The following is a 23,079-nucleotide window of genomic DNA, read 5'->3' as shown; positions in this document are numbered from 1 at the left end:
CTCTCGCCCTTAGTTGCCGGGCACGAGGACGACGGCGACCTCGCCTGCGGCGGCGGCCTGGGTGAGGGCGGGGACGTCGTCCTGGTCTACGAGCACCGTGACCGAGATGTTGCCGGTGCTGATGGTGGCGTCGTCGCCGCTGCTCTTTGTATTCACGCGCGCGTTGTCGACGAGGAGGGTGTCGGTGCCTGTGGCGGTGCCGCCGGACGAGTTGTTGTCGGAGTTGGAGCCGGTGCTGGTCTTGCTGGCGCGGTAGGCGGCGACGATATCGCCGGGCTTGATGTTGGACGGGTACTGGCCCTCCTTGAGGGCGAGGCCTACAGAGGCCTTGCCTGCGGGGAGGGAGGACTTCGCCCCGAACATCTGGCCGACGACGACAGTGCCCGCGTAGATGGGCGACTTGGCCTTGAGGGTCTTCAGGGTCTCGCGCTGCTCCCAGCGGACGTACTTGATGCTGGAGTCTTCCGCGACCAGGACGGAGGTGATGTTGCTGTCGTCGACGGCCTCGCCGGCCTGGAGGGTCTTCGTCACCTGGATGACCTCGACACGATCCCCGGCCCGCAGCACGAGCATCGTCGCCCCCAGCGCTCCGACCAGGATGAGCAGCACGGCGAGAGCGGCGAGTGCCGGTTTGCGCTCGCGAGGTGGCGTGGGAAGACGCTCACCCATGGCCGGCTGAGCCGGCGCCGCGGAACGGTTGTTACCCGCCCCCGTACGCTCTTGGATCTTCACGCAACCGCTCCCCGTACACCCAAGAAGGTTTCCGTCATTTGGGACACTCCATTCGGCATCGGGCGTACCGCCCGACCTGGCCGAATAACCAGCGACTTGAGTGCTGGAATGAGTGTCAAGTCATCGCACCGTATCAGGGGCGCATAAGCCCCTCAAGGCGCGCCAACGATCGCGAACCTCACAGGACTCGACGTTATCCACGCGCAACGTAGGCCGGTTGGTTCCCCGTTGAGTACGGGCCTTCCTGAGCAGGTTCTGCTGTGCGAGCGCGAACGGCGTGACGTCCGCGAGACACGTGATCGTCATGCGGAGGCCACCGTTCCTGCACGAACTACTCACGAGTCAAGGAGAGGGCGGTGTGGGCCGCGGGATGACCTTCCAGGTCGGAGGGTGCACCGTGACTGCGCCCTCGCACCTCCGGTGACGGTGAGTGTTCAGCCTTGTTGACAGCGTGAGGGGCGGTACCCCAGGATCTGTTGACCGCGTTCCCGCTTCGAGATCGAGCGGGTCCGCGCACGGGGAACGTCGTCTGCCCGACGAGCAGTTGGGCCTTTCCTGGTGCAACTCCGGTGGCTTGCAGCCCCGTAGAGCACCGGCATCGGAATCGGCACCTCCGACCGCGTAGCGCTGTGTGGCTGTGCCGCGGCTGTGGCTGTCGCTGTGGCTGTTCCGCGTTGTGGCCATGCCGCTGTGGTGCCGTGCCGTTGTGGCGCCGTACCGCTGTGCGGCCTGCGCGAGTAGATCCCCCCACAATCACAACACCCACAAGGAGCTTGTCTTGCTGCACCAGAAAACCGCCCTGCGCGTCGCCGCGCCCGTCGCCGTTCTCGCGCTCGCGCTGACGGCGTGCGGCGGCGGGGAGGACAAGGCCGACGCGAAGGAGCCCGCTACCAAGCCGGAGGCGGCGGCAACTCCGGCCGAGGCGGCCTCCGGTGGCGAGATGGCCACGGGCGAGAGCGCCGAGGGCAAGGTCGAGGAAGAGGACGGCAAGGTCACGTACGACATCACCGCCATGAAGGTGGACGTCGGCACCGAGGCCGAGGCCCAGGAACTGGTGCAGGACAAGGCGGAGGCCAAGGGCATGGTGCTCGCGGTCGCGCACCTCAAGTTCACGCACAAGGGCGGCCCGGCCCTGACGTCCGACTCCGACGCGGCCGACGGCACCAGCATCTGGGCGGACGGCAAGCGGGGCGCCCTGCTCATCGGCGCCGCCGACGACGCGCCCGGCTGCGAGGACCCGTACGACGTCGAGAGCTGGAAGACGGGCGAGAGCCACACCTTCTGCGACTCGTACCTGATCCCGGCGAACGCCAAGGAGATGGAGGTCCGCTGGGCGGAGGAGGACGGGGAACCGTTCATCTGGAAGTTCCCCGGCCAGTAGGGCAGTTGCTTCCACCGGCAGCCATCGATAAGGAAAGGAAGAGGAATGAAGAGATCCGCTGCCCTGACCGCCGGCGCCCTCTCCATAGCCGTACTCACCGGCCTGACCGCCTGCGGAGGCGGTGACTCGGAGACGGACGCGGCCGCCGCCGACACGCCCAAGCCGACCCCGACGGGGCCGAGCCCGGCCGAGCGGCTCGCGAAGCTCGCGATCACCAAGGCGGACGTCCCCGGCTACAACGTTGAGAAGAGCAGCGAGGAGTACCTCTTCGCCAAGTCCCAGGACGAGGTCACCCTCGACAAGAAGGTGTGCGCCCCACTGGCGTACGCGATGAGCCAACTCCCCGTCGGCGAGGCGCAGGCCGACCTCAATCGAGTGGCTTCGAAGAACGTCAACAGCCACACGTATGTCACGCTCAACGCCTACGAGGCCGGCAAGGCGGAGTCCGCCATGGCCGGCCTCACCAAGGCGGTGGACTCCTGCGGCACCGGCTTCACGGCCAAGGCGAAAAACAACACGAGCGCGTTCGACTCGGTTACGGCCGAGAAGGCGGACCCGGCGGGCGACGAGTCCCTGGCCTTCAAGGCCACGTTGACGTTCAGGGGCGTCACCCACACGGTCCACTCGGCAGCCGTACGCCGCGACGACGTGATCGCCGTCTACTACGCGGTGAACGGCTGGGCCATCGCGGACTCCAGGCCCAGCGACACCAAGGTCGCCTCCGTCGTGGCCAAGGCCCAGAACGCGAAGCTTGGTTGAGGGCTCCGGCCCCGGCCCCGGCCCCGGGTACCTGGCTGCCCGGGGCCGGACGCTTGCCGCTGATCATCCTTACGAGTGAGCCAACGGCATATTCCCGTCCGGCTTGACGTGCCGTCACTACCGTCCGTCACATGGTCAGCTCATCCCACGAGGCGATGCACCGCCTCTTCCAGGAGGACCCCGGCGCCTTCGCGCGGACCTTCCGGACCCTGGATCTCCCGTTTCCGGACCCGGTCGCGGTGTCCCTCATGCCCACTGATCTCACGGAGATCAAGCCACTGGAACGGCGCGTGGACACGCTCCTCAGGCTCGACACCGCCTCCGGCGAAAGCCATCTCCTGGTCGTCGAAGCCCAGGGCAAGAGAGACCCGAAGAAGCACGCAAGCTGGGCTTACCACATCGCCCACCTCTACGCGAAGTACCGCATCCCGCCCGTCTTGCTTGTCACCTGCCAGGACAAGGCCACCGCCGCCTGGGCCGCCGAACCCATCACGATCGGGCCCAGCCAGTGGCGCACTCTCACACTGCGTCCCCTCGTTCTGGGCCCGCACAACGTCCCCGCCATCACCGACCCGTCCACTGCGGCCCGCGACATCCCCCTGGCGACACTCTCCGCCATCACGCATGGCAAGGACGTCAACGCCGCTGCCATACTGAAAGCCCTGGCCGCCGCTCTGAAGACCGTCGACGAAGAGACCGCGAGGATCTTCGCCGAATTCACCGAACTCGGCCTCGGGACCGCCCCGGCCGCCAACACCTGGAGGCAATTGATGTCCGTCGACCTCTCCTTCTTCCGCTCGGAGACCTCCCAGCGCCTGCGCGCGGAAGGCCGCGTCGAGGGCCATGCCGAGGACATCCTGCTGATCCTGAGCGAGCGCGGCATCGAGGTCCCAGACGACGTACGCGCGCGCATCACGGACTGCACCGAAGTGGAAACCCTCCGAGCCTGGCTCAAGCGCTCCGTCACGGCCGCCACTGCCGAAGATCTGTTCGGGGACATGAAAGGCTGACGATCGACGGTGAATGCCCGGCCCATCACAGGGCCGGGCATTCACCCTGTCGCCGATCGGCCGACCCATGGGGTGCTCAGCTGATCCGGTGCCTAGGCCGCCCCACAGGTCCAGACACCCGATCAGTAAGGGCCGTTGACGTTGTCGATCGAGCCGTATCGGTCGGCGGCGTAGTTGCAGGCGGCCACGATGTTGGCGACCGGGTCGAAGGGGTCTGTCGACGTGCCGGGCACGTGGTAGGCCCTGAAGGTCGGGTCGATGGTCTGCAGGAGGCCCTTGGACGGGGTGCCGGCCGCGGCGTTGGAGTCCCAGTTGTTGATGGCCTGCGGATTGCCGGACGACTCGCGCATGACGTTGCGGTGGATGCCGTCGTACGAGCCCGGAATCCCGTTCTGGGCCATGATGTCGAGCGCTGCCTTGATCCAACCGTCGAGGTCGTTCGAGTACGTCTTCGCGGCGGCTTGCGTGGCAGCGGCGGGCGCCGTGGACTTGGCGGCGGCCGGGCTCGCGGCCGCCTTCTTCGTACCGACGGTCAGCGTGAGACCGGGCTTGATCAGCGACGGGTTGTTTCCGATGACCGCACGGTTGGCCTTGTACAGCCCCTGCCAACCACCGCTCGTGCCATGCTTCTTGGCGATCTTGGTCAAGGTGTCGCCCTTGGCCACCTTGTGCGTGACGAGCTCGACCTGCGGAACCGCGGCCTCAGCAACCTGCGTGACCTGCCCCGCCGGCTGGGCGGCGTGGGCACCGCTCACCGCCACGAACGGGAGGGCGAGCGCGACTCCACCCGTTCCTACGGGGACGAAGGCGCGGGCGATGCGGCTGACTCTCGTACGGCGGTGCTTACCTCGTGCGGGCATGACGAATTCCTCTCCGGCGCCTGCGAGGTGAGCTGTCGGGTTCGGGCGGGAGCTGCCCGGCCGCGCAGTGAGCGCGACTTCACCCCAAGCCGCTCCGGTTGCCCGGATCGGCGACTTACCTGGGTCCCCCGCTCCTGCCATAGCGCGTGGATGAATGGGGTTCCGGAGCGGCGGCAGGATTAGGCGTTCCGTCCGGATCGAGACGAGAACGTATGCGAGAGCACACACCCGAAACAAGCCTCGAAATCCCGGTGCGCCCCTTATGAACTCGCCAAAAGGAAGGGTAAATCGCCCGATTATTCCGGAACGCGACTCTCAACTTACGTTCTGCAAAGCAGAAGTTGTCGAGGCACCCCCTCAACGCCCAATCCACCCGAACGTGACTCATTTCACGCGATCAAGCGCCACTAAGCCTGAACAAAGCGGCAATGTAGGCAACTCGGGCATTGCGCCTTCCTGAGGGCCCGCCGGGGCTGGGCGTGAAGAACCCCTTGCCGGTCCGCCCCTCGGCACGTTGACAGGCGACTGTCGCCATGCTGCTATGAGGCGCTTCCCAGCCGGACCTGCGCCGCGTCGCACACCGCTCAGGCACCGGATCGACGGACACCTGACCGGGGGCGGGCCCCGAACAACCAGAGCGAGGACCCATGCCGCAGCGCGCCGCGACCATCGTCGGCGGCGGGATCGGCGGCCTCGCGGCGGCCATTGCCCTGCACCGCCGGGGCTGGCGCGTCGAAGTCCTGGAGCGTGCCCCGGAGTTCACCGAGATCGGCGCCGGCATCTCCCTGTGGCCGAACGCGCTGCACGCGCTTGAGGTGCTCGGCCTGGCCGACGCCGTCCGGGTACTCGGCGCCGTCGAGGCCGCAGGCGGCGTACGGGATCGCCGGGGCCGCTGGCTGTCCCGTACGGACAACGCGGAGCTGACGCGCCGCTTCGGCCAGCCCCTGGTGGTCCTGCACCGCGCGGACCTGTTGCGGGTGCTCACCGAGGCACTGCCCGCCGACAGCCTGCGGTCGGGCAGCGAGGTGTCCGCAGTCCGCGACGACGGCCACGGTCACGGTCACGGTCACGGCCTGGTCGTCCATCACCGCGAGGGTGAGTCCCGGCCCGACGTCGTGGTCGGCGCCGACGGGCTGCGCAGTGCGGTCCGCCGCGCCTTGTGGCCTGACGCGGCCGGCCCCCGGTACGCCGGTTACCCGGCCTGGCGCATGGTTACCGAGCCCCTCGCCGAGCCACCCTCCGAGGGCGCGGCGATCTGGGGCCGTGGGGAGAGGTTCGGCTACACGGCGCTGCCGGGCGGGCGGATGTACTGCTTCGCGACCGCGTCGCTGCCGGAGGCCGCGGCCTCCGGCTCGTCCTCGTCCTCGTCCTCGTCCGAGCACGCCGAACTGCTGCGCCGGTTCGGGTCCTGGCCGGATCCCGTCCCCGCCCTGTTGGCCGCCGTCCCCGCGGAGGCGGTGCTCCGGCACGACCTGTACGACCTGCCGCCGCTGCCCACCTTCGTACGCGGCCGGGTCGCGCTGCTGGGCGACGCGGCCCACGCCATGACCCCCAATCTGGGCCAGGGCGCGTGCCAGGCGCTGGAGGACGCGGTCACCCTCGCCCACTGCCTCGACGGCACCCCGGACGTGACCGCCGCACTCCGCTCGTACGACCTGCTGCGCCGTCCGCGAACCCAGGCCATCACGCGCCGCTCCGCCCGGCTCGGCGCAATCGGCCAGTTGTCGTGGCCGCCCGCGGTGCTGCTGCGCGACACGGCCGCCCGGCTGACCCCGACGCAAGCGACGCTGCGTTCGATGACGCCGGTGCTCGGCTGGACCGCGCCCGCCGACCCGGCGACCGCGACGCAGAGCGAGCGCAAGAGCGAGCGCAAGAGCAAGAGCGACTGATGCCGGACTGGACGTATCACCCGCTGCGCGGCGCGGCCGCCGCCGTCCTCGGCCGTCGCCGTTCGCAGCGAACCGCACTGCGGCTGCTGGCCTCGATCGGCTCCCGTCCCGCCGGCGCACGGCTGATCGCCCGGGGATTCGGCCACCGCCATCCGCCCGAACGCCTCGCCGGCGAGATCGCCGGCGTACCCGTGACCGTCCGCCTCGGCATAACCGTCCCGCCCTCGCTCGCCCGCCAAACGGTACGCGCCATGCCCCCGCTCGGGGCCGGCGTCGTCGAGGTGGCACCCGTCTCGGCGGCCGATGTGGAGACCGTACGGAAGGCCGCTGTCGGCCGCTCGATCCCGCTGATCGTCCGTGCGAGCGACCCGGAGACCGAGGCCGCCCTCAAGCCGTACGTCGACGGGTTTCCCAGCGGCGACGACCCGCACGCGATCCATGTGTCCGACCCGTACGGCGACGGGTTCACCAGCGGCGACGACCCGCACGTGGTCCACGTGTCCGACCCGTCGGTCACCGCCGCGGCCGCCATGCTCGAGGAGCCGGGCGCCGTCGTGCTCGCCCGGCCCGGGGTGCTGGTCGAGGCCGGACCCGGCTGGTTCGCACGGGTCACCGAGGCGGCCACGCCCACCGTGCCCGCGCCGCGGCTACGGGACGTCGGGCTACGAGACGTCGGCCGCGATCCCCGCCGCTGGCCCGCCTGGTGGTGGGCGCTGCTCGTCGGGCTCGGTATGACGGGTGCCGGACTCGGCGCCGCGGCGATCACACTCGGGCCCGTACTGCTCTGGTACGACCGCGACTACCTCGGCATGACGGTGCATCAACTGCACGCCGCCAATCCCCACCTCGTCCACTTCCTCCAGCACGACCGGATCACCATGGCCGGCACGATGGCATCGATCGGCGCCCTCTACACCGGCCTCGCCGTGGGCGGCATCAGACGCGGCTGGCCCTGGGCCCGCGAGGTGTACCTGCTCTCGGGAGCGATCGGCTTCCCCACCTTGTTCTACTTCCTGGCCACCGGCTTCGTAGAACCCCTGCACACGGCCACCGCCCTCGTACTGTTCCCGATGTTCGTGGCAGCGGTCCGCCGACCCCCGCACACACCGCGCTGGCACCTGGCCCCCGAGGGCCCGGAACCGGAACGCCGACGGGCCCTGACCGGCCAACTCCTGCTGATCGTCACGGGAGCGGGCCTGTTCGCCGGCGGAGCGGTGATCTCGGTAGTCGGCCTGACCGGCGTCTTCGTACCGACCGACCTGACCTTCCTGGGCACCAGCGCGGAGGCGCTCGAAACCCTGAACTCCCGGCTTGTGCCGTTCGTCGCGCACGACCGGGCGGGGCTGGGCGGCGCCCTGATGTCCGCCGCGGTGGCCATCGTCTTGCTCAGCGCGTGGGGGTGGCGGCGGGGCGAGGCGTGGGTGTTCTGGACCCTGACGGCAGCGGCGGCGGCCGGATTCCTGCCGGCGGTGGTGGTGCACGGCGCGATCCATTACACGGACTTCGTCCACTTGGCGCCGGTCTACTTCGGCATCGCTATAACGGGTACGGGCTTGCTGCTCGCGCGTCCGTACCTTTGCGCCAAGGCGTCGGCGAGGCCGGAGGACTGACGGTGCATCTCGGAGAACGCCCTGCCCCAGACACCCCGACCGTCGGCCCAGCCTGAGGGACAGGTCAGGTTCAGCTTTCGCTGGGCCACTCACCCGTCGGCCCACCCGAGCGGCTGGCTCGGCTCCCGCACCCCTAGCGCGGGCACTACCCGACCGGGGCACCGGACGGCACCCGAACCTCTGCCGTGCCGCCGTCGAGCCGCTCGCGCAGGCACGCGAGCAGGACGCCCATCGGCGCCAGCGCCAAGGGCAGCAGCACGAGCGCCACCGCAACCGGGGTGATGATGACGAGGACGCCCGTGACCCACACGTTGTCCTCGGTGGTGGCCAGCATGAGCAGCCCCGCCCAGTGCGCCACGTACGTCCCGAGCCACTTCAGCACGTTGAAGGCGACGGCGACCGCGAGAGTGCCCAGCAGGAAGATCCCGGTGGTGTACAGACGTGCCGTACCGGTCAGCGTCCAGGAACGGCGCATCGCCGCCGTCGCCGAGGAGTTGTCCGCCACCCGTACCGCGGTGGCCAGGGAGAAACGGGCCAGGAGGACGCCTCCGAGCGCCCAGAGCACGACGGGCAGGATCCGGCCCACCAGGATGAACTGCACGGTCGCGGGATCGTGGTACGTGGGCCACACGACCCCGGGCACCATCTCCAACTCGAGGAGAACCAGGACGAGCAGGCCCGCCAGTGCCGGGACGAGGACGCACACCAGGGTCAGCAACTGCACGCGGAACGCGGCCCCGAAGTGCGGACGGCAGCGGCGCCACAGGGCGCGGAGGGTGAGCGCACCAGGGGCCGCGGCAGCGCCCGTGCCCGTGCCCGCCGCCGCGCGTTCCCGCGCGTTGGCGACGGTGACGGCCTGGGCGGTGAGCAGCCAGGCGATCAAGACCATCGCGACGAGGAACAGCAGCGGGAACACGCATAACGCGACGTTGACGAGGCTGTCCTTCTGGTCGGCGTACGCGACGTAGGAGTCCTCGGACGCGATGCTGAACTCGGCGTCTCTTCTGGCTTGCAGGAAGAGACCCCACGACGCGGCGAACGCGCCTACCACGATCCCCCCTCCGACAAGCAGCGCCACCACGCCGGCCAGAACGGCGGAGCCGAACACCGGGCGCCGGTCACGGCTGCTGATCCGCAGGCCCTCGGCCACGACGGAGGTACCGGCCCGGCGGTCCTCCGGGCTGATCACAGAACTGCTGCCCGTCATGCCGCACCCTCTCTATTCCTGGGCCCGTAGACGGCAGCGGCGCTCTCCCGGTTCCGCGCAGGCCAGGCAAAATCCTGCTAGAAATTCAGCCGGGATCTTACTCAGAGCGGAGTAGGCCTCCACATAGCGAGCCAATTCGGCCCCCTTTGGATGCTACGGGAATTACGGAACAATGCGTGACAGCATTTCGTACATATACGGGTGATCTATAAGGTTCTGAGGCAGGCCGCCGGTTCGCCAACAGCAAGGCCCGGAGGGTGTCACACGAAGTCGCCGCTTGGACGGAATTCGTGCTCTGCGGCAGGGAGTTCCCAGAGGATCTCCGACTGTACGTCTCCCTCCAGGACCGCGACCAAGAAGCTGGTGCAGGTCATCTGGTGGTGTTCCCACTCAGGGCCGCGGCCAGCGCATCTTCACGAAGGGGTTGGGCTCGCGATCGAAGTTTTTCATCCGTAGCATGCGGTACCGGGTGACGGCCTCGTCGAGGGACTCCTCTCCCGAAAACTCACAGGAATAGGCAGGAAATGTCAGGCGCACATATGGAGTGAGATCCGGATTCTCGCCACGGTAGAAACGGTGCACCTCCGCTCCTACTCCCGCCACCACGTCGAAGCAACGCCCACCGGGCGCCTTGAACCCGCCGACCGCGCTCAAATGAGGGTTACGGAAAAACATCTCCGCCTCGCGCCCCCTGGCGAACTCCAGGGTGGCGATGGCCAGTTCCTGGTCATAGGAATCACGGGCACTGAGCTGAAACAGCCGCTCACCATCCCCGGAGAGCGCGCCGGCAAAGTCGAACCGGAGAGCAGGAGACCAATGCCAGGCATCCGCCAGCCCCGGGAGCGGCGCCACATTACGGAATCCGCTTACCTCGGCGCGAATGTCCATGTTCTTCCACGATCACCTGCACTATTAGCCACTCAAGCACCCCTGCACGCGTCTTTTGTCCTCGCACACTGCCGATATCGAACCGTCACCCCTGAACCCAGCCAGCCAGCTCAGCGACGGACACAGTGGCCGCCCTGATCTCGTCGCGGATGGGCACGCAAGAATTTCGAAGATTTTCGAGAAAATCCCCGTCAAGAGCGCCGCCCGCCTGATCGCCAACCAAGGTGCGGGCTGATGCGACGAATGAATTCTGTGCGTCCTGCTCCAGTCGCTGAAGCCGACCGATTTCCTCTTCCTCGCCGGCCCGGGTCACTTTGGTTTGACTACCGCCAAGTTTGAAGTCGATACTTCCGAGGATCGTTTCGAGTGTCTGCCCGGACATCTCAGCCCGAGCCGGACTCGGATTCATGTAGACCGCGATGGCATTGACTGCAAGCATGCCGGACTGCAGGATGGAAAAACCTTTGCTACCCGGGTCATCACCATCAAATGATTCTGCTCTGCTCTCGAAGTCCTCGATGATCTCGATGAGTTCATCCTCGCCAACCTCGCCGACCGGCGCCTTCCAAGCAGCGTCAAGAACGTATGAGAACCACTCTGCATCCGCTGGATCGGCCAAAGTGGTGAACACCCCACTCCCACGCTCCGCGCAAGCCAGGCAGAATCCCGTCAGGAAGTCAGCAGGAAGCTCGCGCAGAGCGGAGTAGGCTTCCATATTGCGAGCCAACTTAATCTCCTCTGGTCCAGAACAACGTATAGGGTGAATTCTGTGACATATGACCGCGAATCCCCTCTCCACCGACTTCTATGCCTCGCACATCGATTTGCGGCAAGCATATGTCGTTGCAGAAGTTCCGCGAAGCCGCACCGTAAACGGCATGCTCGTTGGGCCCCAGAGCGTTGATTATACCGTCCTCGGCGTGTCCCGGAGCTTGAACAAATTCTTCACCGTCTCGCAACTGCCAGCCGGAGGGCATGGGACCGTCACCATTAATTCCGATTCGCCTGGTGAACTGCCTCGTTTCGGAATTGAATACCCCGATGACCGCTGTGGTCCCCCTGACATCGGCCATCCAGTAATCGTTTCTGAGAGATTGCAGCTCTTCCGCACGATTCAGGGCGAGGAGTGCATCGTCCCGCGTTCCTGGGCTGCAGGGGCTTAGGCCTAGGGGATCGATCCATACGAACGGGTTCCCGACGTAGGCAAAGGGGTTGGGGCCAGGTGCAAGACCAAGGGGGTCAGACGTGACGAAGCGGGCGGTCTCTGGGTCGTAATGGCGGAAGAAGTTGTAATGGAGGCCGGTCTCGGGGTCGAAGTACTGCCCGGGGAATCGGAGCGGGGTGTAAGCGGTGCTGCCCGACGCCCAGCTGGTGGTCCCCCACAAGGAAGTTCGGGTATTCCAGGCGATGTCTCCTGACTCGTCAACGAGTTCGGTCGGAGTGCCTACGAGGTCGGTGACGATCGCGAAGAAGCGGGAATCGATCTCGTCCTGCGGTGCTTCAGCCGCCGTGATGCGCTCGGTCTGAGCAACAGGGCGCAGCCCCTGATGGTCCCAGGTAAGGGTGACTGGGTTCGCCAACTCCACGCTCTTAGTGGTCTGTTCACAGAGGGTGGTGCCATCCCACGTGAAGTCGATTCGCTCAACGACCGTTTCGCCGTCAGCGGCCATGCGGAGCTTGGCCGTACGGCGGCCGAGCGGGTCATAGGTGTAGCGCCACAGGGTGCCGTCGGGGGTGACGGTTGACGTGAGTCGATCTTCGGCGTCCCAGGTGTAGCGCCAGGTGTCCGGCTTGCGGGACAGGCGGGTTTTCTGGCGCAGGGTGATGCGGCCGAGTTCGTCGTGCTCGTAGCGGACCTGGCCGGCGCGGGTGATCCGAGTGCCGCTGTAGGTGCGCGACCCTGTCGCCTCGTGGCCGGGGTGATGCTGAGGCCATGTCGCCTGGGTTTGGTTGCCCACGGCGTCGTAGGCGTAGGTCTCTGTCCAGTTCTTGGCATGGACGGCCGTGACTCGGCCTGTCTCGTCGAGATCGAAGTGGCGAGTGCCCGACTGCGGATCAGTGAGCCGAGTGAGGTTGCCGTCAGTTCGGTATGTGTAGGCGCGGTGCTGGATGGGGTTGCCGTCGGCGGCGGTTACTGACTGGGTCGTGAGGCGCCCCAGTTCATCGAAGGCCTGGGCCAGCGTGACGTTCGTCCCTATGTTCCGAGCTACTTCCCGGCCCATAAGATCACGGTCGAAGTCGATCTCATGGCCAGAGGCGTCGAGTCGGATGCGGTGACCGGCGGGGTCGTAGGTCCAGATGCTGGTTGTGCCGCTTGGAGTGGTGCGCTGCAGGCGTCGGCCAGCGGCGTCGTAGCCATATGTGACGGTGCGACCGTTGATCGTCTCCGAGACGGGACGGCCCACGCGGTCGTATCGCAGAAGGATTTCGGAATCCGAGTCGGTTGTGGCTCTGGTCAGTCGACCGTGCAGGTTGTAGGCGTAACTCGTGACCGCTCCGGCGACGTTCTTGCGGATGATCTGGCCGAACGCGTCGTGTTCGAATGTGACGGTTTGACCGACTGCGTTGGTGCGGGAGGCAACTCGGCCAGCTGCGTCGTGCGCGTAGGTGAGCGTACGGTCGTCGAAGTCCGTTTCAGCTGTCAGGCGTCCAGCAGCGTCGTATTCGTAATTCCACGTCATCCCCTCCGGGTTGGTGACGCCAATAAGCCTCAAAGACGCGTCGTATTGGAACTCGGAACGGGCTCCACCAGGGCCGCTGCGGGCCGCGAGCAGGTCGAAGTGGGTGTACTCGAAGTGGGAGACCTGCCCCAACTGATCTGTATAGCTGGTGCAGTTGCCTTCGCCGTCGTAGCTCCACGCCTCCGTCGCTCCGTCAGGTGTGGTGCGGCCGATGAGTCGGCCTTCGGGCGACCAGGTGAAGCGGGTGGTGTGTCCCAGAGGATCGGTCACGGCGACGGGTCGGCCGTACGTGTCGCGTTGCCAGGTCGTCTCGGCACCCATTGGGTCGGTGACCTTCAGGGGCAGGCCCGCGGGATTGCACACCACGGCGGTGGTATGCCCCAGGGCATCACTGACGGCGATGGCATGTCCCTCCGGGGTGTACGTGCTGCGGGAGATCCCTCCATCCGGGGCGATTGCCGCAGTGCAGTTACCGCGTTCGTCGTAGGCGTATCTCCAGATCGTTCCGTCCGGAAGGTTGATCGCCGTGGTGAGGTTGAAGTCTCCGTAGGTGAAGCGGACGACCGTGCCGTCCGGCCGGGTCACCTCTGTGGGCTGTCCCAGCTCGTTGTTCACGGCGCTGGTGGTGTGCCCTAGCTGATCCGTCAAAGAGATCAGGTGGTGATGAGCGTCGTAGGCGGTGCGGACCACACCTCCCAGGGGGTCGATTTCGGCGACAACCTGACAGTTGTCGTTGATGACGAAGCGGGATGTGGCTTCCTCTGCTGTGGTGATCTCCGTGACGTGGCATCCGGGCCAAGCAGGATCGACGACTTCGTAAGCAAAGGTGTTGACCATGTGCCCGGCTTCACCGCCCTGCGCAATGCAGCGGTCCTGGGCATCGTAGGTGTAGTCGTAACGACGGCGATTGGTGTCCGTCCAGGACGTGATGCGAAGCCGCTCGTCATAGGTGAACTCCAGTGGCAAACCAGAGGAGTTGGTGACCGAGACGAGGTTGCCATCGGTGTAGCCGTACTGCTTGATGACGGCGTCCGAGCCGTCATCAGCCGCTCCGGTCATGCTCAGCGTGGTGACTCGGCCCTCGTAGGTGGTGAGTTTGAGGTGGTAGCCGCCTGAGTGGCGAATGGCGAGAGGGACACCGTGCTCGTCGTAGTCGAAGTCGATTGTGTTGCCGTTGCGGTCGGCGAAGCGGGTGAGCGGGGCCAGTCCGTCGGTGGGCCGGGCGAAATGACGGGCGTGGCCGGTGAGCGGGTCGTCGACGCGGTAACTGCCGTCGCCCAGGCGGAACAAGGGCCAGCGGGGGCCAACCTCGGGCAAGACCCGGAGGCCCGGTGCTTCGGGGTGTGGATAGGCGAGCAGCATTCCGTCCTCGGTGACGAAGACGATGCCGTCCTCTTCGACTTCGAGGCGCTGGTCGATGGTGGAGGCCCAGGTGGGGCCGAACCACCAACCGCAGCGGTAACCGGAAGCGGCCCGCCGTGTGAAGGTCAGCGGGAGAGCGCCTGGCAGCGTGATGTCGGTCCCATCCAGAAACATCCACCCCGTGGCTGGATCAACAGGGTCGCCACAGCCCTTGATCTTGGTCTTGAGCCGGTTGTAGGCGCCCTTGGCCCCGTCAGCGATGGCCGTCTTGGCGTTCTTCGTCAGGCCGCCCAAGCTCTTGGCCATGCCCTTGAGGCCCATGGCGCCAGCGGACTTCAGCCCCTTGGCCAGGCCGCCAAGGGTGGTCAGGCCCTTCATCCCAGGTATGCAGTCCAGCGCCGCGAACGCCACATCCCATAGTGAGGCTTGTCCCTTGGCGTACCTGTTGAGCGTGTCGGCCAGCACGACCAGCGCGGCGACGAGCACGATCGCACCCAGGATCGGCCCGCCGATGATCATCGCAATGATGCCCAACACCGCGACAACGACCTTGCAGACTTCGACGATGGTGTCCCAGTTGTCGGAGACCCAGTCGCCGACCTCCTCGTACCAGGCCCGGTTCTGGATCCCCGCCTCAGAAGCCTCCTCCAGCTTGTTCTTCGCCTCCCGCGCCGCCTCCTCGCGCATCTGCCGGGCGTCCGCGGCCATCTTCTTCGCCGCATCCAACGCGCTCTGCGCGGCGCTGACATCCGACTGGGCCGCAGTCTGCGCCGACTTGGCGTTCGTCGCATCCCGCGTCGCGGCACGCACCTTGGACTCGTCCGGCTTCGGGACGTCCTTGCCCGCCGAACCGGGATCGTCCTTGTACTTGTCCGCCTCCTTGGTCGCCCGCGTCACCCACGAATCCGCCGTCGACAGACGGGACTTGGCCGAGGCCAGATCCGCCTGCGCCTCCCGCCCCTTGACCAGCGCCTTGTCCGCCAGCGCCTGCGCACGCTCTAACTTCGGCCAATACGCAGCCAGCGCATCGCCCGCCAAGTCGTAGGACTTCTTCAACTTCTTCAGGTTCTTCGGAACACCGGAGAACTCATCGCGGAAGACATCCGCGGTCTTGCCCACCATCGACAGGACGGCATCCTCATCTGCCATCCCCTTCACCAGACGCAGCGCGTCCTGCACGTCATCGGCGAACTCATGCAGCTGCCGGGCCAGCGACTTGACCCGGTCCGGATCCCCCGGCGTCGGGTCCTTGTCCAGGTCCAGCACATGCCAGTCCGTCGGCCGAAAGCCCGCCACGCCACAACCCCCGTCACACCAACCCCGTCAACCACGCATACGCACAAGTGAAGTTAGCGGGTACGAGCGTTCGATGTGAAGGCCGCAAGGGGACGCGGGGGCAGGCGAGGCCCCGGCACTGGCACCGGTCCTACTCCGCGAAACGGAACGTAGACGTGATCGCGTCGAAGATGTCGAAGAAGGAGTCCGCGAGGTCGAGGACTTGGCTGCTTCCGGCGATGAGGGCGACCTTGCCCTCCTGGCCGGGCACGGGGATGAACGTTTGCATGAGTACGGCACGACTGGTGCGGTTGAGGCTGTCGCCGGGGACCGGGATGTCCTCGATGCCGTACGTACGCGCCGCCGGCCCGACGCCCGGGATGTCGACGGTCGTGACCTTCCGCCACGCGTCGCCCTCCTTCTTGGCCTCGCGCACGGCGAGTTGGCCGGCCATGAATTGCGGGTCGGTGGAGAGCGGCTCACCGGCCTGCGTACGCCCGCCGACGAGCGAGACGGTGATCGACCCGGTGATCGGCGTGTCCCCGCCGAAGCTCTCCGCCATGCAACCGCAGTACAGCGCGCCCGACTTCCAGGCGTCGGCCGCGGACTTCTGCAGGAAGGCGGTGTACGTGTCCCGGTACTTGGCCAACTCCGGGCGTTCCCGTACCCGTTCGCTCACCATCCTGCGTATGGAGTCGTCCCGCGACTCGGGCCGCACATCGAACTCCCACCAGGACTCCGGCACCTTGATCCGAAAACCACCGCGCTCGATCGTGAGCGCCTCCATGTAGCGGGCCATGCCGTTCTCCCCCGGTTCCGGTGCGAGCTGGTGTGCGTCAAGCGTACGAGGGCGCGTACTCCTGGCCGCGGCGGCACACTCTTCTCATGGCCAGGACCAAAACCAGGATCGCCATCAGCCTTGAGCAGGAGCAGGTCGAGCGCATCAGGCGGCACGCGGAGCGGGCAGGCATGGACGTCTCCGCGTACGTCGTGCACGCGGCGACACGGCAGATGGCCGAGACCGAAGCCATCGAGGAACAGTTCGCCGGGCTCGATGCCCTCATCGCCGAGGCGGAGGCAGAAGCGGCAGCCCTTCCTCCCGAACCAGGCCTCACCACAGAGGAGTTGACAGAGCAGGAGCGACGCGACGTCGAAGCCGCTCTCAACCTCTTCTACGGTGAAGAGACGTAGGCGTGCTGAATACGGGCGACGTCCACGTCGAAGCAGCGTGACGGAGGAACGCCGGGGCGGGCGACGCCGTTACTCCTCGCTGTCGTCGGCGGGCTCGCCCGCGTCCGGATACGCGACGAAGGTGCCCTTCGCGGGGAGCGTGACGACGAGGCCGCGGTCGCGGAGTTCGCGGGTGGCGCGGCGAGCGGTCAGGTGCGCCACCCCGTACTCGGCGGCAAGGTCGCGCTCGCCCGGCAGCCGCGCACCAGGTCGCAGCTCCCCCGACGCGATGCGGGCCGCGATGTGGTCCGCCATCTGCATGTAGACGTAGGCAATCTTCGTCGGGTCGATCGGCGACTGCCCTGACTCTCCTGTCATATCGAACAACGTACGACAGCACGTAACTACATGGCTCCTTGGAGTGCGGCTAACCGCTATACACCACTCATGTGCACCCTGTATCGTGCTGGTTACTGAACGAGACCCCGGCGACGGAGGCAAGCCGTCCCGGGGCATGGCCGACGCTGAATAGGAGCGCCAGCATGCTGGACCTTACTCTTCGACTGCTCGCCTGGATGCTGAGCATCTGCACCCCACGCCCCCGAGGCCGCCACCGCCTCGGCTCGGTGCCGCCGCTGCGGTACGCACCGGCCCCGCCGCCGCGGTTCGCCAACCTTCTCGGCGGCAGCACATCCCGTCTCGTACGCCCTTACGTGCTGGACGCTGCCGAACACCGCCGCCAACGCGAACGCCGCCGCGCCCTCTACCTCGCCACCCTCGGCATCGACGTCGGCCCCACCCACATCCACGGCATCCGCGTACCGGCGGCCACCCGATGACGCGCCCCGCCGTGCGGATGTGCGCCCGCTGCCACCGCACCACCAACACCCCGGTCCTGGTCCACGAGGTACACGCAGCAACGGGCCCCGGCTTCAACGTGTACGCGTGCACCGAGTGCGCCGACCACTACCCACCCATGACCGACCCGCTGGACCCCCCGGAGACTCCTCGCCAGCGCTCCCGCCTCACCCTCCGCGTCTACAAGGTCAACGCCCAAGGCGCCGTGACTGAGGAGCGCGGCAAGGTCGAGGTTCTGGCCGGTGGCCGCACCGAGCCCGTAGCGAGCACGTCGGCATACCCGCCATGCGAATGCCCGCGCTGCCGAACGGGAGAACACAACGCGACCCTGGCGACCTGCTGAAGACCGAGATCCGGATCCAACCCGCGTTCCCCTTCGAGGAGTTCCAGATCTGAACGGCCGCCTCACGCCGCTACGGAACCCTCGTCGCGCAAGCAACGCCTGAATCCCGGCACATAACACCCACACCGGCCCCGAACGCCGCCTGCCAGCGTTCGGGGCCGTCGCATGCCCAGACACGATCGGGCCACAAGCACCTTCGACTTACCCCGTTTTCCTCCCATCTGCCCAGTCATGCAAGGAAGTTCGCTGTGGCGAAACCACTCGCCCCGCAGATACCGTCGTTGCCCTTGACCGAACCTTTGTCACACGGGGAGTCCACAGTGAAGCGCCGCCCTTTGCCCGTTGCTGCCGCGCTCGCCGCAACCGCAGCCCTGCTGCTGACGGCCTGCGGCAGCGGGGACGACAAGTCCAGCGACAACGACCAGATCGCAGGGGCCGATCAAGGGGGTTCCGAGGAGTCGCCTTCGCCGAGTGCGAGTGCGTCGGATTCCGCCGAGCGGCCCGAGGTCGTCCTCCCCAAAGACGTCACGAACGTCTTCGAGAGCTGGAAGACGGGCGACTCCACGAAGGACGCGGTACTCACCGACGTCAGCGAACGCATCAACGCCACGGACGCGGCCATCACGGCCGGCGATCCGGAGTCCGCGGCGCTGAAGTTCTATTACGCCGATGAAGCCCTGGTCGACGCCGTTCAGTGGGTCCAGGGCTACAAAACCGACGGCAAGTCGATCACCGGAAAGACTCGCTACTTCAATCCCGAGCTCGAGGTCTTCGACAAGGACACGGCGGCCCTCGCGTACTGCTCCGACGAGAGCAAGGCCTACGACAAGGACCGTAAGACCAACAAGGCCGACGAGACGACCGTGACGAAGAACTCGTATGTCACCTACAACGCGCGCGTGCAGAAGAACGAGCGGGGCATCTGGCAGACCACGAGTCTGCTCTCGGAGAGGGGGAACGCGAAGTGCGCTCCGTGACAGCGCGGAAGTGGTGGCTCGTTACGGGGGTGGTTGCCACCACGTTGGCACTGACTCCCGGCAACGCATTCGCGGACAAGGGCGGCGGCAGCGCGCAGGGAGGCAATGCTCGGACCAGCGGTCGACAGAGCGGCGGCGCCATCGAGTCCCTCGTTACGTACTCCGGCCACACCGGAGGCGGCAGCGGCAAAGCCGGCAACGTGCAGCCCGTCGGCGACTGGACCCCGCCCGCCTGCTGGTACGAGCCCCGTACGCCGGACCAGTTCGGGAAGTCCGTCGAGGACGGCTACAACGAGACGGTCAACGCCCCCGGCCAGGACAGCTACGCCAAGACGTCTGTCGGCCAGTTCCGGGACAAGTACAAGGACGGCGAGTACAAGAACTACAACAAGGACAAGGCGGACGAGGGCAACTGGTGGGTCGCAGTTCGTGACGAGGACCGCTGGATGGAGCCGGAAGCCCAGGCATGTGACGAGCAGCCGTTCTGGGTCGAGAACGGCGACGATCCAGGCGTCCCGAACGCCGTTACCCCGGAGATCCTCGCCGAGCTCGCCTACAACCGTCTCGAACTCCCCGAGACCGAGGTCACGCTCGCGCCCGAGGAGAACACCAAGGTGAACCTGCCGACGTGGGCCTGGCTGGACAAGGCCACGTTCAAGGAGGTCGACGTCACCGCCCAGCTCAACGTCGGCGGACTCAACATCCAGGCGACCACCACTGCCAAGCCGGTCTCCCTCAGGCTGGAGCCGGGCACCGAGGACGCCGAGACCTACCCCGCTTCCGGCGAGTGCGCGATCAACGACGACGGCTCGATCGGTGAGCCGTACGCCAAGGGCAAGGCAGACCAAACCCCGCCCTGCGGCCTCAAGTACCTCCGCTCCTCCGGCGACGGCACCTTCAAGCTCCAGGCGACCATCACGTGGGAAGTCGACTGGGTCGGCACCGGCGGCGCAGGCGGGGACCTCCCCAACGGCGAGTTCGGCAACGAACAGGCCGTCATCGTCCAGGAGATCCAGTCCGTGAACCGCTGAGCGGGCACGCCTCCGCGGTCGGTTGAGCCAGCTGGGCACCGGCCGCGACCGGCCTTCTCCATGATCCAACAGATCGGTCACAGAGCCGAATGCCTCGGACTCCCCAACGGCATCATGATGTTGCGGCCTCGGCGGATGCGTTCCCCGCCGACCGTCGCGACTACATCACGGTGCGCCCCGAGGAGTACCCGGACGTATCGCAGCACCGGGCCTCTCTGATCGCCTGGGAGATGGCGCTGCGTGCGGAGGCGGCGGGCAACCGGGGCTCGTGGCGCTTCGGGGAGACCGTAGTCGAGGAAGTTCCGCACGACTGAGCCCGCATGCCTCAGCTGCACCGATGGACCCGTCGAGTCCCGTCGCACTTCAGCCAATGGCCCTCAGTCCCGACGCGGACCGGGCGCCTTGACCACTTGCGCGTACACGGCAGAGCCATCAGCTGCTGCCCTGCGGTAATCCCGCAAACACAACGCCAGGACCAGCAGCGCGCCACCGTTTGCTGCACACACCCGAGTTGGAGCGTCAGGGACGTACACCGGTCTCGTCCAACGAGGCGCCTTCGCCTCGTAGAGGGCGGCACGACGCCAGTAGCGACTTCAGCCCGGGCCGGCCGTCACGCTGATCCGCCCGACGAATGCGTCGATGTCGTCCATGGCGCCAAGGACCCGGCGCGGGTCCGGGGCCGCGGCGATGACCAGAACATCGCAGCCGGCCTCCTCGCTCCGCCAGGCGTACCGCACACAGGCGATGATCGTGCGGTCCTCCTCCGTCTGCGCATAGCGCAAGGAACGCAAGCCGGTGCCCAGCGCCTCGGTGGTGAAGTCCTCCACGATTGGCCTCTCCACAAGGTCCGGGTCGTCCGTGGTGACCAGTTCCCGCAGAGTCTCCTCACGGTCTCCGTCTGCCTCGACCGAGGCGACGTACACGGGCAGCGGCATGAGCCGCGGGTCCGGCAGATGAAGGTAAACGTCGAAGCCAGGGTGGCTTCCTGGGAATCGCTCCGCGCAGGCCTGCAGAGTGGTGGCCAGGCCTTTGAGGTCCTTGCGGCTCGGCTCGAACTCGCTGTCGCCCCACCATGCCTCGGACATGTAGCGGCCCCACTCCTTGGGCCCCTTCCACGGGGTGCCCTCCCACGAGTCCGGGATTCTCATCCACAGGTCGGTGTCATAGTCCACAAAGGGCCAGCTCATGCGCGGCTCCAACGGAAAGTGGTCATCATCGCGTCGAACAATTCCACAAAGAGGTCGGCGAGTTCGTCCTCGGGGTCGCCCGCTCCGAGGGTGGAGAAGACGACGCCGACCCAGCGCCCGCAGTCACCCGGGACCGGAACTATGTAGTCGACACGGCGCGATCCCAGTTCTCCGCCGCCCGGGGCATCGGCGGCGACCGTCCGTTCCGTACGGACACCGCGCACTTCGTCGACCTCGACGAAGCTCGTCTCACCATCCCGCCCGGGCGCCTCAAGGAGGCGGCGCGCCACGGCCGAGGGATCGACCGCGACCTCGTCCGGGAACTGCATCTCCGACACCACGATCGACGCGGGAACGGCGATGCCGTGCATTCGCTCCAGCGGCAGGTACAGATCCAGCGCCTCGGCTCGCCGGGGCTTCCTTGACGGCGTCCTTCAGGCGCCGTTCCAACTCACGCCGGTACGGGCCGATTCTGTCGCGCGGCGCGTCAGCGGGCAGCGTGGCGAAGGCTTCGTCGACGATTGCCCGTATCGCCTTGTCGGTCCCGGATCGCATCGGTATGCGGACCCACTCCGGCGGCAGGATCAGCTGATAGCCGTGGGGAGCTGTGGTGGCGCGGTCAGTCACGGTTTCCCTTCCGCCGGGTGCGGAGCCTCGATAGCGCCCACTGAGTAAGGGGCGCCACCAGCGGGATCAGTACGTAGGCGAGCGAGTCCGTCGCGAACCCGGCCAGGCAGTTCAAGAGGGCGCCGCCGAAGACCACCACCGGAATGCCGAAGTCCCGCTGGGGCGAACGCTCGTACTTCAAGATCAGCCCGACCATGAAGGCCGTGGCCACGACGCCGGCCGGTCCCAGCACATACCGCAGGACGATCATCGCAACGTCGTCCGATGCCGCGCCTACGACCATGGCCGCGCAGAACAGGAGCGGCGGCACCATCGAGATCACGCGCACATAAGCGACGTCCTTGGAATAGGCACGCTCCGCTGCCTTCGGCGCCCGCGCCTTCTCCCGCCTGCTCCGCTCGAGGCCCTCGAAATAGCGCTCGCCCGGCTCGCGGCGGGTCACCAGGTGGATCCAACTTCGGCTGTGTACTCGTTTTTGTAGTCCTGGAACGGCTCGAGATATGGCTTGTCGGTCACGGTGTCGCTGGCGCCGAGGGCCTTTCCGCCCAGGTCGGTACCCTGCCCGGCCATGAAAACCTGCTGGCTGTGGCGCAGATAGCTCTCGGCACCCTGACTGGCCGCGTGAACACCGCTGTGCTCCACGTAGGCGGCCCGCGTCTTCACGATGTCCTTGTAAGCCGCGGCCGCGTCCTTGTCTCCGCCTGCCTTGAGGATGTCCGCCTTGCTGACCTTGGGCAATGGGGCCTTCGTGGCCAGCTTCTCGGCGCCCTCACCCGCCTTTGCGGCCAGCGCGTCCGCCTGCTCGATGGCTTCCCGGGCCGCGCGCTTCTGCGCCTTGGACGCGCCCTTGTTGGGGAGGGTACGGCCCGCTTGCCCATACACCTTGTTCATGCCGTTCTTCGCGGCACTGGTGGCGGCCTTCTTGGCGCCCTGCCCCGCAGCCAATCGCGTTGCGGCCTGCCCGGCCTTCAGGCCGGACACCGCACCGCGTAGAAGCCGGGCGCGAGCAGCTTGCCCCCAGGGCCGCCGAAAAGGGTCAACAGTCCGAGACACCTCCGACGGCCCACGACCACCCGGCCAGTGCAGCAGTACCGGTACCAACCCGCGCACGAGCCGCTCAAGTTTCCAAGCCTCCACACGAGAACGGCTCCAGCGGCCACCAGGGCGATCACGAACCCAGCGATCCGACACCGAGCCGGAACCGCTCATCGCCAAGGACCGTATGCAGTTCA

Annotated in this window: 23 protein-coding genes and 1 riboswitch; of the genes, 11 read left to right on the top strand and 12 right to left on the bottom strand. The window is 67.0% G+C overall.

Features of this window, described 5'->3' with window-relative positions; genetic code table 11:
- Window positions 1-9: 9 nt before the first annotated feature.
- Window positions 10-732 carry a hypothetical protein gene (locus OHT21_RS27395; protein WP_328770977.1) on the bottom strand — a complete coding sequence of 241 codons (723 nt, stop codon included), beginning with the start codon at window positions 730-732 and terminating at the stop codon, window positions 10-12.
- 778 nt (window positions 733-1,510) lie between these two features.
- On the opposite strand from OHT21_RS27395, the gene OHT21_RS27390 reads away from it, so the two are divergent.
- The 3 genes from OHT21_RS27390 to OHT21_RS27380 all read left to right on the top strand — a co-directional run bounded on the left by OHT21_RS27390 (window position 1,511) and on the right by OHT21_RS27380 (window position 3,882).
- On the top strand, window positions 1,511-2,113 hold the full coding sequence (locus tag OHT21_RS27390) for a hypothetical protein (protein WP_328770976.1): 603 nt from the start codon (window positions 1,511-1,513) through the stop codon (window positions 2,111-2,113).
- A gap of 45 nt (window positions 2,114-2,158) precedes the next feature.
- Entirely contained in the window at window positions 2,159-2,872 is a 714-nt protein-coding gene (locus tag OHT21_RS27385) for a hypothetical protein (RefSeq protein ID WP_328770975.1), read from the top strand.
- A gap of 131 nt (window positions 2,873-3,003) precedes the next feature.
- Entirely contained in the window at window positions 3,004-3,882 is an 879-nt protein-coding gene (locus tag OHT21_RS27380) for a hypothetical protein (protein ID WP_328770974.1), read from the top strand.
- Between the two features lie 122 nt (window positions 3,883-4,004).
- Here OHT21_RS27380 and OHT21_RS27375 read toward each other — a convergent pair whose 3' ends face one another.
- Window positions 4,005-4,742 (bottom strand): transglycosylase SLT domain-containing protein, encoded by a 738-nt coding sequence (locus OHT21_RS27375; protein WP_328770973.1) that lies wholly within the window; start codon window positions 4,740-4,742, stop codon window positions 4,005-4,007.
- Window positions 4,743-4,746: 4 nt separating this feature from the next.
- Window positions 4,747-4,897: riboswitch (cyclic di-AMP (ydaO/yuaA leader) on the bottom strand.
- 492 nt (window positions 4,898-5,389) lie between these two features.
- Between OHT21_RS27375 and OHT21_RS27370 the strand changes: the two genes are divergently transcribed.
- Both OHT21_RS27370 and OHT21_RS27365 read left to right on the top strand, forming a co-directional pair.
- A complete protein-coding gene (locus tag OHT21_RS27370; RefSeq protein WP_328770972.1) occupies window positions 5,390-6,631 on the top strand; it encodes an FAD-dependent monooxygenase in 1,242 nt (413 codons plus the stop codon).
- Window positions 6,631-8,241 carry a hypothetical protein gene (locus tag OHT21_RS27365; protein ID WP_328770970.1) on the top strand — a complete coding sequence of 537 codons (1,611 nt, stop codon included), beginning with the start codon at window positions 6,631-6,633 and terminating at the stop codon, window positions 8,239-8,241. Before OHT21_RS27370 ends, OHT21_RS27365 begins: the two co-directional genes overlap by 1 nt.
- Before the next feature lie 145 nt (window positions 8,242-8,386).
- On the opposite strand, the gene OHT21_RS27360 is transcribed toward OHT21_RS27365, so the two are convergent.
- The 5 genes from OHT21_RS27360 to OHT21_RS27340 all read right to left on the bottom strand — a co-directional run bounded on the left by OHT21_RS27360 (window position 8,387) and on the right by OHT21_RS27340 (window position 16,453).
- Window positions 8,387-9,448 carry a hypothetical protein gene (locus tag OHT21_RS27360; RefSeq protein ID WP_328770969.1) on the bottom strand — a complete coding sequence of 354 codons (1,062 nt, stop codon included), beginning with the start codon at window positions 9,446-9,448 and terminating at the stop codon, window positions 8,387-8,389.
- A 390-nt stretch (window positions 9,449-9,838) separates the two neighbouring features.
- Window positions 9,839-10,336 carry a hypothetical protein gene (locus OHT21_RS27355; RefSeq protein WP_328770968.1) on the bottom strand — a complete coding sequence of 166 codons (498 nt, stop codon included), beginning with the start codon at window positions 10,334-10,336 and terminating at the stop codon, window positions 9,839-9,841.
- An 85-nt stretch (window positions 10,337-10,421) separates the two neighbouring features.
- Window positions 10,422-11,051 (bottom strand): hypothetical protein, encoded by a 630-nt coding sequence (locus tag OHT21_RS27350; protein ID WP_328770967.1) that lies wholly within the window; start codon window positions 11,049-11,051, stop codon window positions 10,422-10,424.
- Between the two features lie 13 nt (window positions 11,052-11,064).
- Entirely contained in the window at window positions 11,065-15,675 is a 4,611-nt protein-coding gene (locus OHT21_RS27345; RefSeq protein ID WP_443050438.1) for an RHS repeat-associated core domain-containing protein, read from the bottom strand.
- 130 nt (window positions 15,676-15,805) lie between these two features.
- Entirely contained in the window at window positions 15,806-16,453 is a 648-nt protein-coding gene (locus OHT21_RS27340) for a hypothetical protein (RefSeq protein ID WP_328770965.1), read from the bottom strand.
- Window positions 16,454-16,539: 86 nt separating this feature from the next.
- Here OHT21_RS27340 and OHT21_RS27335 point away from each other — a divergent pair, with 86 nt between their 5' ends.
- The gene (locus tag OHT21_RS27335; protein ID WP_328770964.1) at window positions 16,540-16,845 is read left to right on the top strand and encodes a hypothetical protein; all 306 of its coding nucleotides are present in this window, start codon (window positions 16,540-16,542) and stop codon (window positions 16,843-16,845) included.
- A 69-nt stretch (window positions 16,846-16,914) separates the two neighbouring features.
- Here the strand turns inward: OHT21_RS27335 and OHT21_RS27330 are convergent, their stop codons facing one another.
- Complete coding sequence (locus tag OHT21_RS27330) at window positions 16,915-17,202, bottom strand: GntR family transcriptional regulator (RefSeq protein ID WP_328770963.1); 288 nt, start codon at window positions 17,200-17,202, stop codon at window positions 16,915-16,917.
- A gap of 164 nt (window positions 17,203-17,366) precedes the next feature.
- Between OHT21_RS27330 and OHT21_RS27325 the strand changes: the two genes are divergently transcribed.
- The 5 genes from OHT21_RS27325 (at window position 17,367) to OHT21_RS27305 (ending at window position 20,347) form a co-directional block, all read left to right on the top strand.
- Entirely contained in the window at window positions 17,367-17,663 is a 297-nt protein-coding gene (locus OHT21_RS27325) for a hypothetical protein (RefSeq protein WP_328770961.1), read from the top strand.
- Window positions 17,660-18,025 carry a hypothetical protein gene (locus OHT21_RS27320; protein WP_328770960.1) on the top strand — a complete coding sequence of 122 codons (366 nt, stop codon included), beginning with the start codon at window positions 17,660-17,662 and terminating at the stop codon, window positions 18,023-18,025. Before OHT21_RS27325 ends, OHT21_RS27320 begins: the two co-directional genes overlap by 4 nt.
- Window positions 18,026-18,345: 320 nt before the next feature.
- On the top strand, window positions 18,346-19,002 hold the full coding sequence (locus OHT21_RS27315) for a hypothetical protein (RefSeq protein ID WP_328770959.1): 657 nt from the start codon (window positions 18,346-18,348) through the stop codon (window positions 19,000-19,002).
- Window positions 18,999-20,033 carry a hypothetical protein gene (locus tag OHT21_RS27310; RefSeq protein WP_328770958.1) on the top strand — a complete coding sequence of 345 codons (1,035 nt, stop codon included), beginning with the start codon at window positions 18,999-19,001 and terminating at the stop codon, window positions 20,031-20,033. The genes OHT21_RS27315 and OHT21_RS27310 overlap by 4 nt, the downstream gene beginning before the upstream one ends.
- 89 nt (window positions 20,034-20,122) lie before the next feature.
- Complete coding sequence (locus OHT21_RS27305; RefSeq protein WP_328770957.1) at window positions 20,123-20,347, top strand: hypothetical protein; 225 nt, start codon at window positions 20,123-20,125, stop codon at window positions 20,345-20,347.
- Between the two features lie 279 nt (window positions 20,348-20,626).
- Here OHT21_RS27305 and OHT21_RS27300 read toward each other — a convergent pair whose 3' ends face one another.
- From OHT21_RS27300 to OHT21_RS27285, 4 genes are all read right to left on the bottom strand, one after another.
- Entirely contained in the window at window positions 20,627-21,220 is a 594-nt protein-coding gene (locus OHT21_RS27300; protein WP_328770956.1) for a hypothetical protein, read from the bottom strand.
- The gene (locus OHT21_RS27295) at window positions 21,217-21,591 is read right to left on the bottom strand and encodes a hypothetical protein (protein ID WP_328770955.1); all 375 of its coding nucleotides are present in this window, start codon (window positions 21,589-21,591) and stop codon (window positions 21,217-21,219) included. The genes OHT21_RS27300 and OHT21_RS27295 overlap by 4 nt, the downstream gene beginning before the upstream one ends.
- A 248-nt stretch (window positions 21,592-21,839) precedes the next feature.
- Window positions 21,840-22,289 carry a hypothetical protein gene (locus tag OHT21_RS27290; RefSeq protein WP_328770954.1) on the bottom strand — a complete coding sequence of 150 codons (450 nt, stop codon included), beginning with the start codon at window positions 22,287-22,289 and terminating at the stop codon, window positions 21,840-21,842.
- The gene (locus OHT21_RS27285; RefSeq protein ID WP_328770953.1) at window positions 22,286-22,828 is read right to left on the bottom strand and encodes a hypothetical protein; all 543 of its coding nucleotides are present in this window, start codon (window positions 22,826-22,828) and stop codon (window positions 22,286-22,288) included. The genes OHT21_RS27290 and OHT21_RS27285 overlap by 4 nt, the downstream gene beginning before the upstream one ends.
- Window positions 22,829-23,079 lie beyond the last annotated feature (251 nt).

It is taken from the genome of Streptomyces sp. NBC_00286 (assembly GCF_036173125.1).
Taxonomy (GTDB): Bacteria; Actinomycetota; Actinomycetes; order Streptomycetales; family Streptomycetaceae; genus Streptomyces.
This window is presented reverse-complemented; position numbering and strand designations above follow the sequence as displayed.

Excerpts from the sequence above, each read along its gene's own strand:
- OHT21_RS27385 (WP_328770975.1), top strand. The coding sequence starts at position 2,159 with ATGAAGAGATCCGCTGCCCTGACCGCCGGCGCCCTCTCCATAGCCGTA.
- OHT21_RS27380 (WP_328770974.1), top strand. The coding sequence starts at position 3,004 with ATGGTCAGCTCATCCCACGAGGCGATGCACCGCCTCTTCCAGGAGGAC.
- OHT21_RS27375 (WP_328770973.1), bottom strand. The coding sequence starts at position 4,742 with ATGCCCGCACGAGGTAAGCACCGCCGTACGAGAGTCAGCCGCATCGCC.
- OHT21_RS27370 (WP_328770972.1), top strand. The coding sequence starts at position 5,390 with ATGCCGCAGCGCGCCGCGACCATCGTCGGCGGCGGGATCGGCGGCCTC.
- OHT21_RS27365 (WP_328770970.1), top strand. The coding sequence starts at position 6,631 with ATGCCGGACTGGACGTATCACCCGCTGCGCGGCGCGGCCGCCGCCGTC.
- OHT21_RS27360 (WP_328770969.1), bottom strand. The coding sequence starts at position 9,448 with ATGACGGGCAGCAGTTCTGTGATCAGCCCGGAGGACCGCCGGGCCGGT.
- OHT21_RS27355 (WP_328770968.1), bottom strand. The coding sequence starts at position 10,336 with ATGGACATTCGCGCCGAGGTAAGCGGATTCCGTAATGTGGCGCCGCTC.
- OHT21_RS27350 (WP_328770967.1), bottom strand. The coding sequence starts at position 11,051 with ATGGAAGCCTACTCCGCTCTGCGCGAGCTTCCTGCTGACTTCCTGACG.
- OHT21_RS27340 (WP_328770965.1), bottom strand. The coding sequence starts at position 16,453 with ATGGCCCGCTACATGGAGGCGCTCACGATCGAGCGCGGTGGTTTTCGG.
- OHT21_RS27335 (WP_328770964.1), top strand. The coding sequence starts at position 16,540 with ATGGCCAGGACCAAAACCAGGATCGCCATCAGCCTTGAGCAGGAGCAG.
- OHT21_RS27330 (WP_328770963.1), bottom strand. The coding sequence starts at position 17,202 with ATGACAGGAGAGTCAGGGCAGTCGCCGATCGACCCGACGAAGATTGCC.
- OHT21_RS27325 (WP_328770961.1), top strand. The coding sequence starts at position 17,367 with ATGCTGGACCTTACTCTTCGACTGCTCGCCTGGATGCTGAGCATCTGC.
- OHT21_RS27320 (WP_328770960.1), top strand. The coding sequence starts at position 17,660 with ATGACGCGCCCCGCCGTGCGGATGTGCGCCCGCTGCCACCGCACCACC.
- OHT21_RS27305 (WP_328770957.1), top strand. The coding sequence starts at position 20,123 with ATGCCTCGGACTCCCCAACGGCATCATGATGTTGCGGCCTCGGCGGAT.
- OHT21_RS27300 (WP_328770956.1), bottom strand. The coding sequence starts at position 21,220 with ATGAGCTGGCCCTTTGTGGACTATGACACCGACCTGTGGATGAGAATC.
- OHT21_RS27295 (WP_328770955.1), bottom strand. The coding sequence starts at position 21,591 with ATGCACGGCATCGCCGTTCCCGCGTCGATCGTGGTGTCGGAGATGCAG.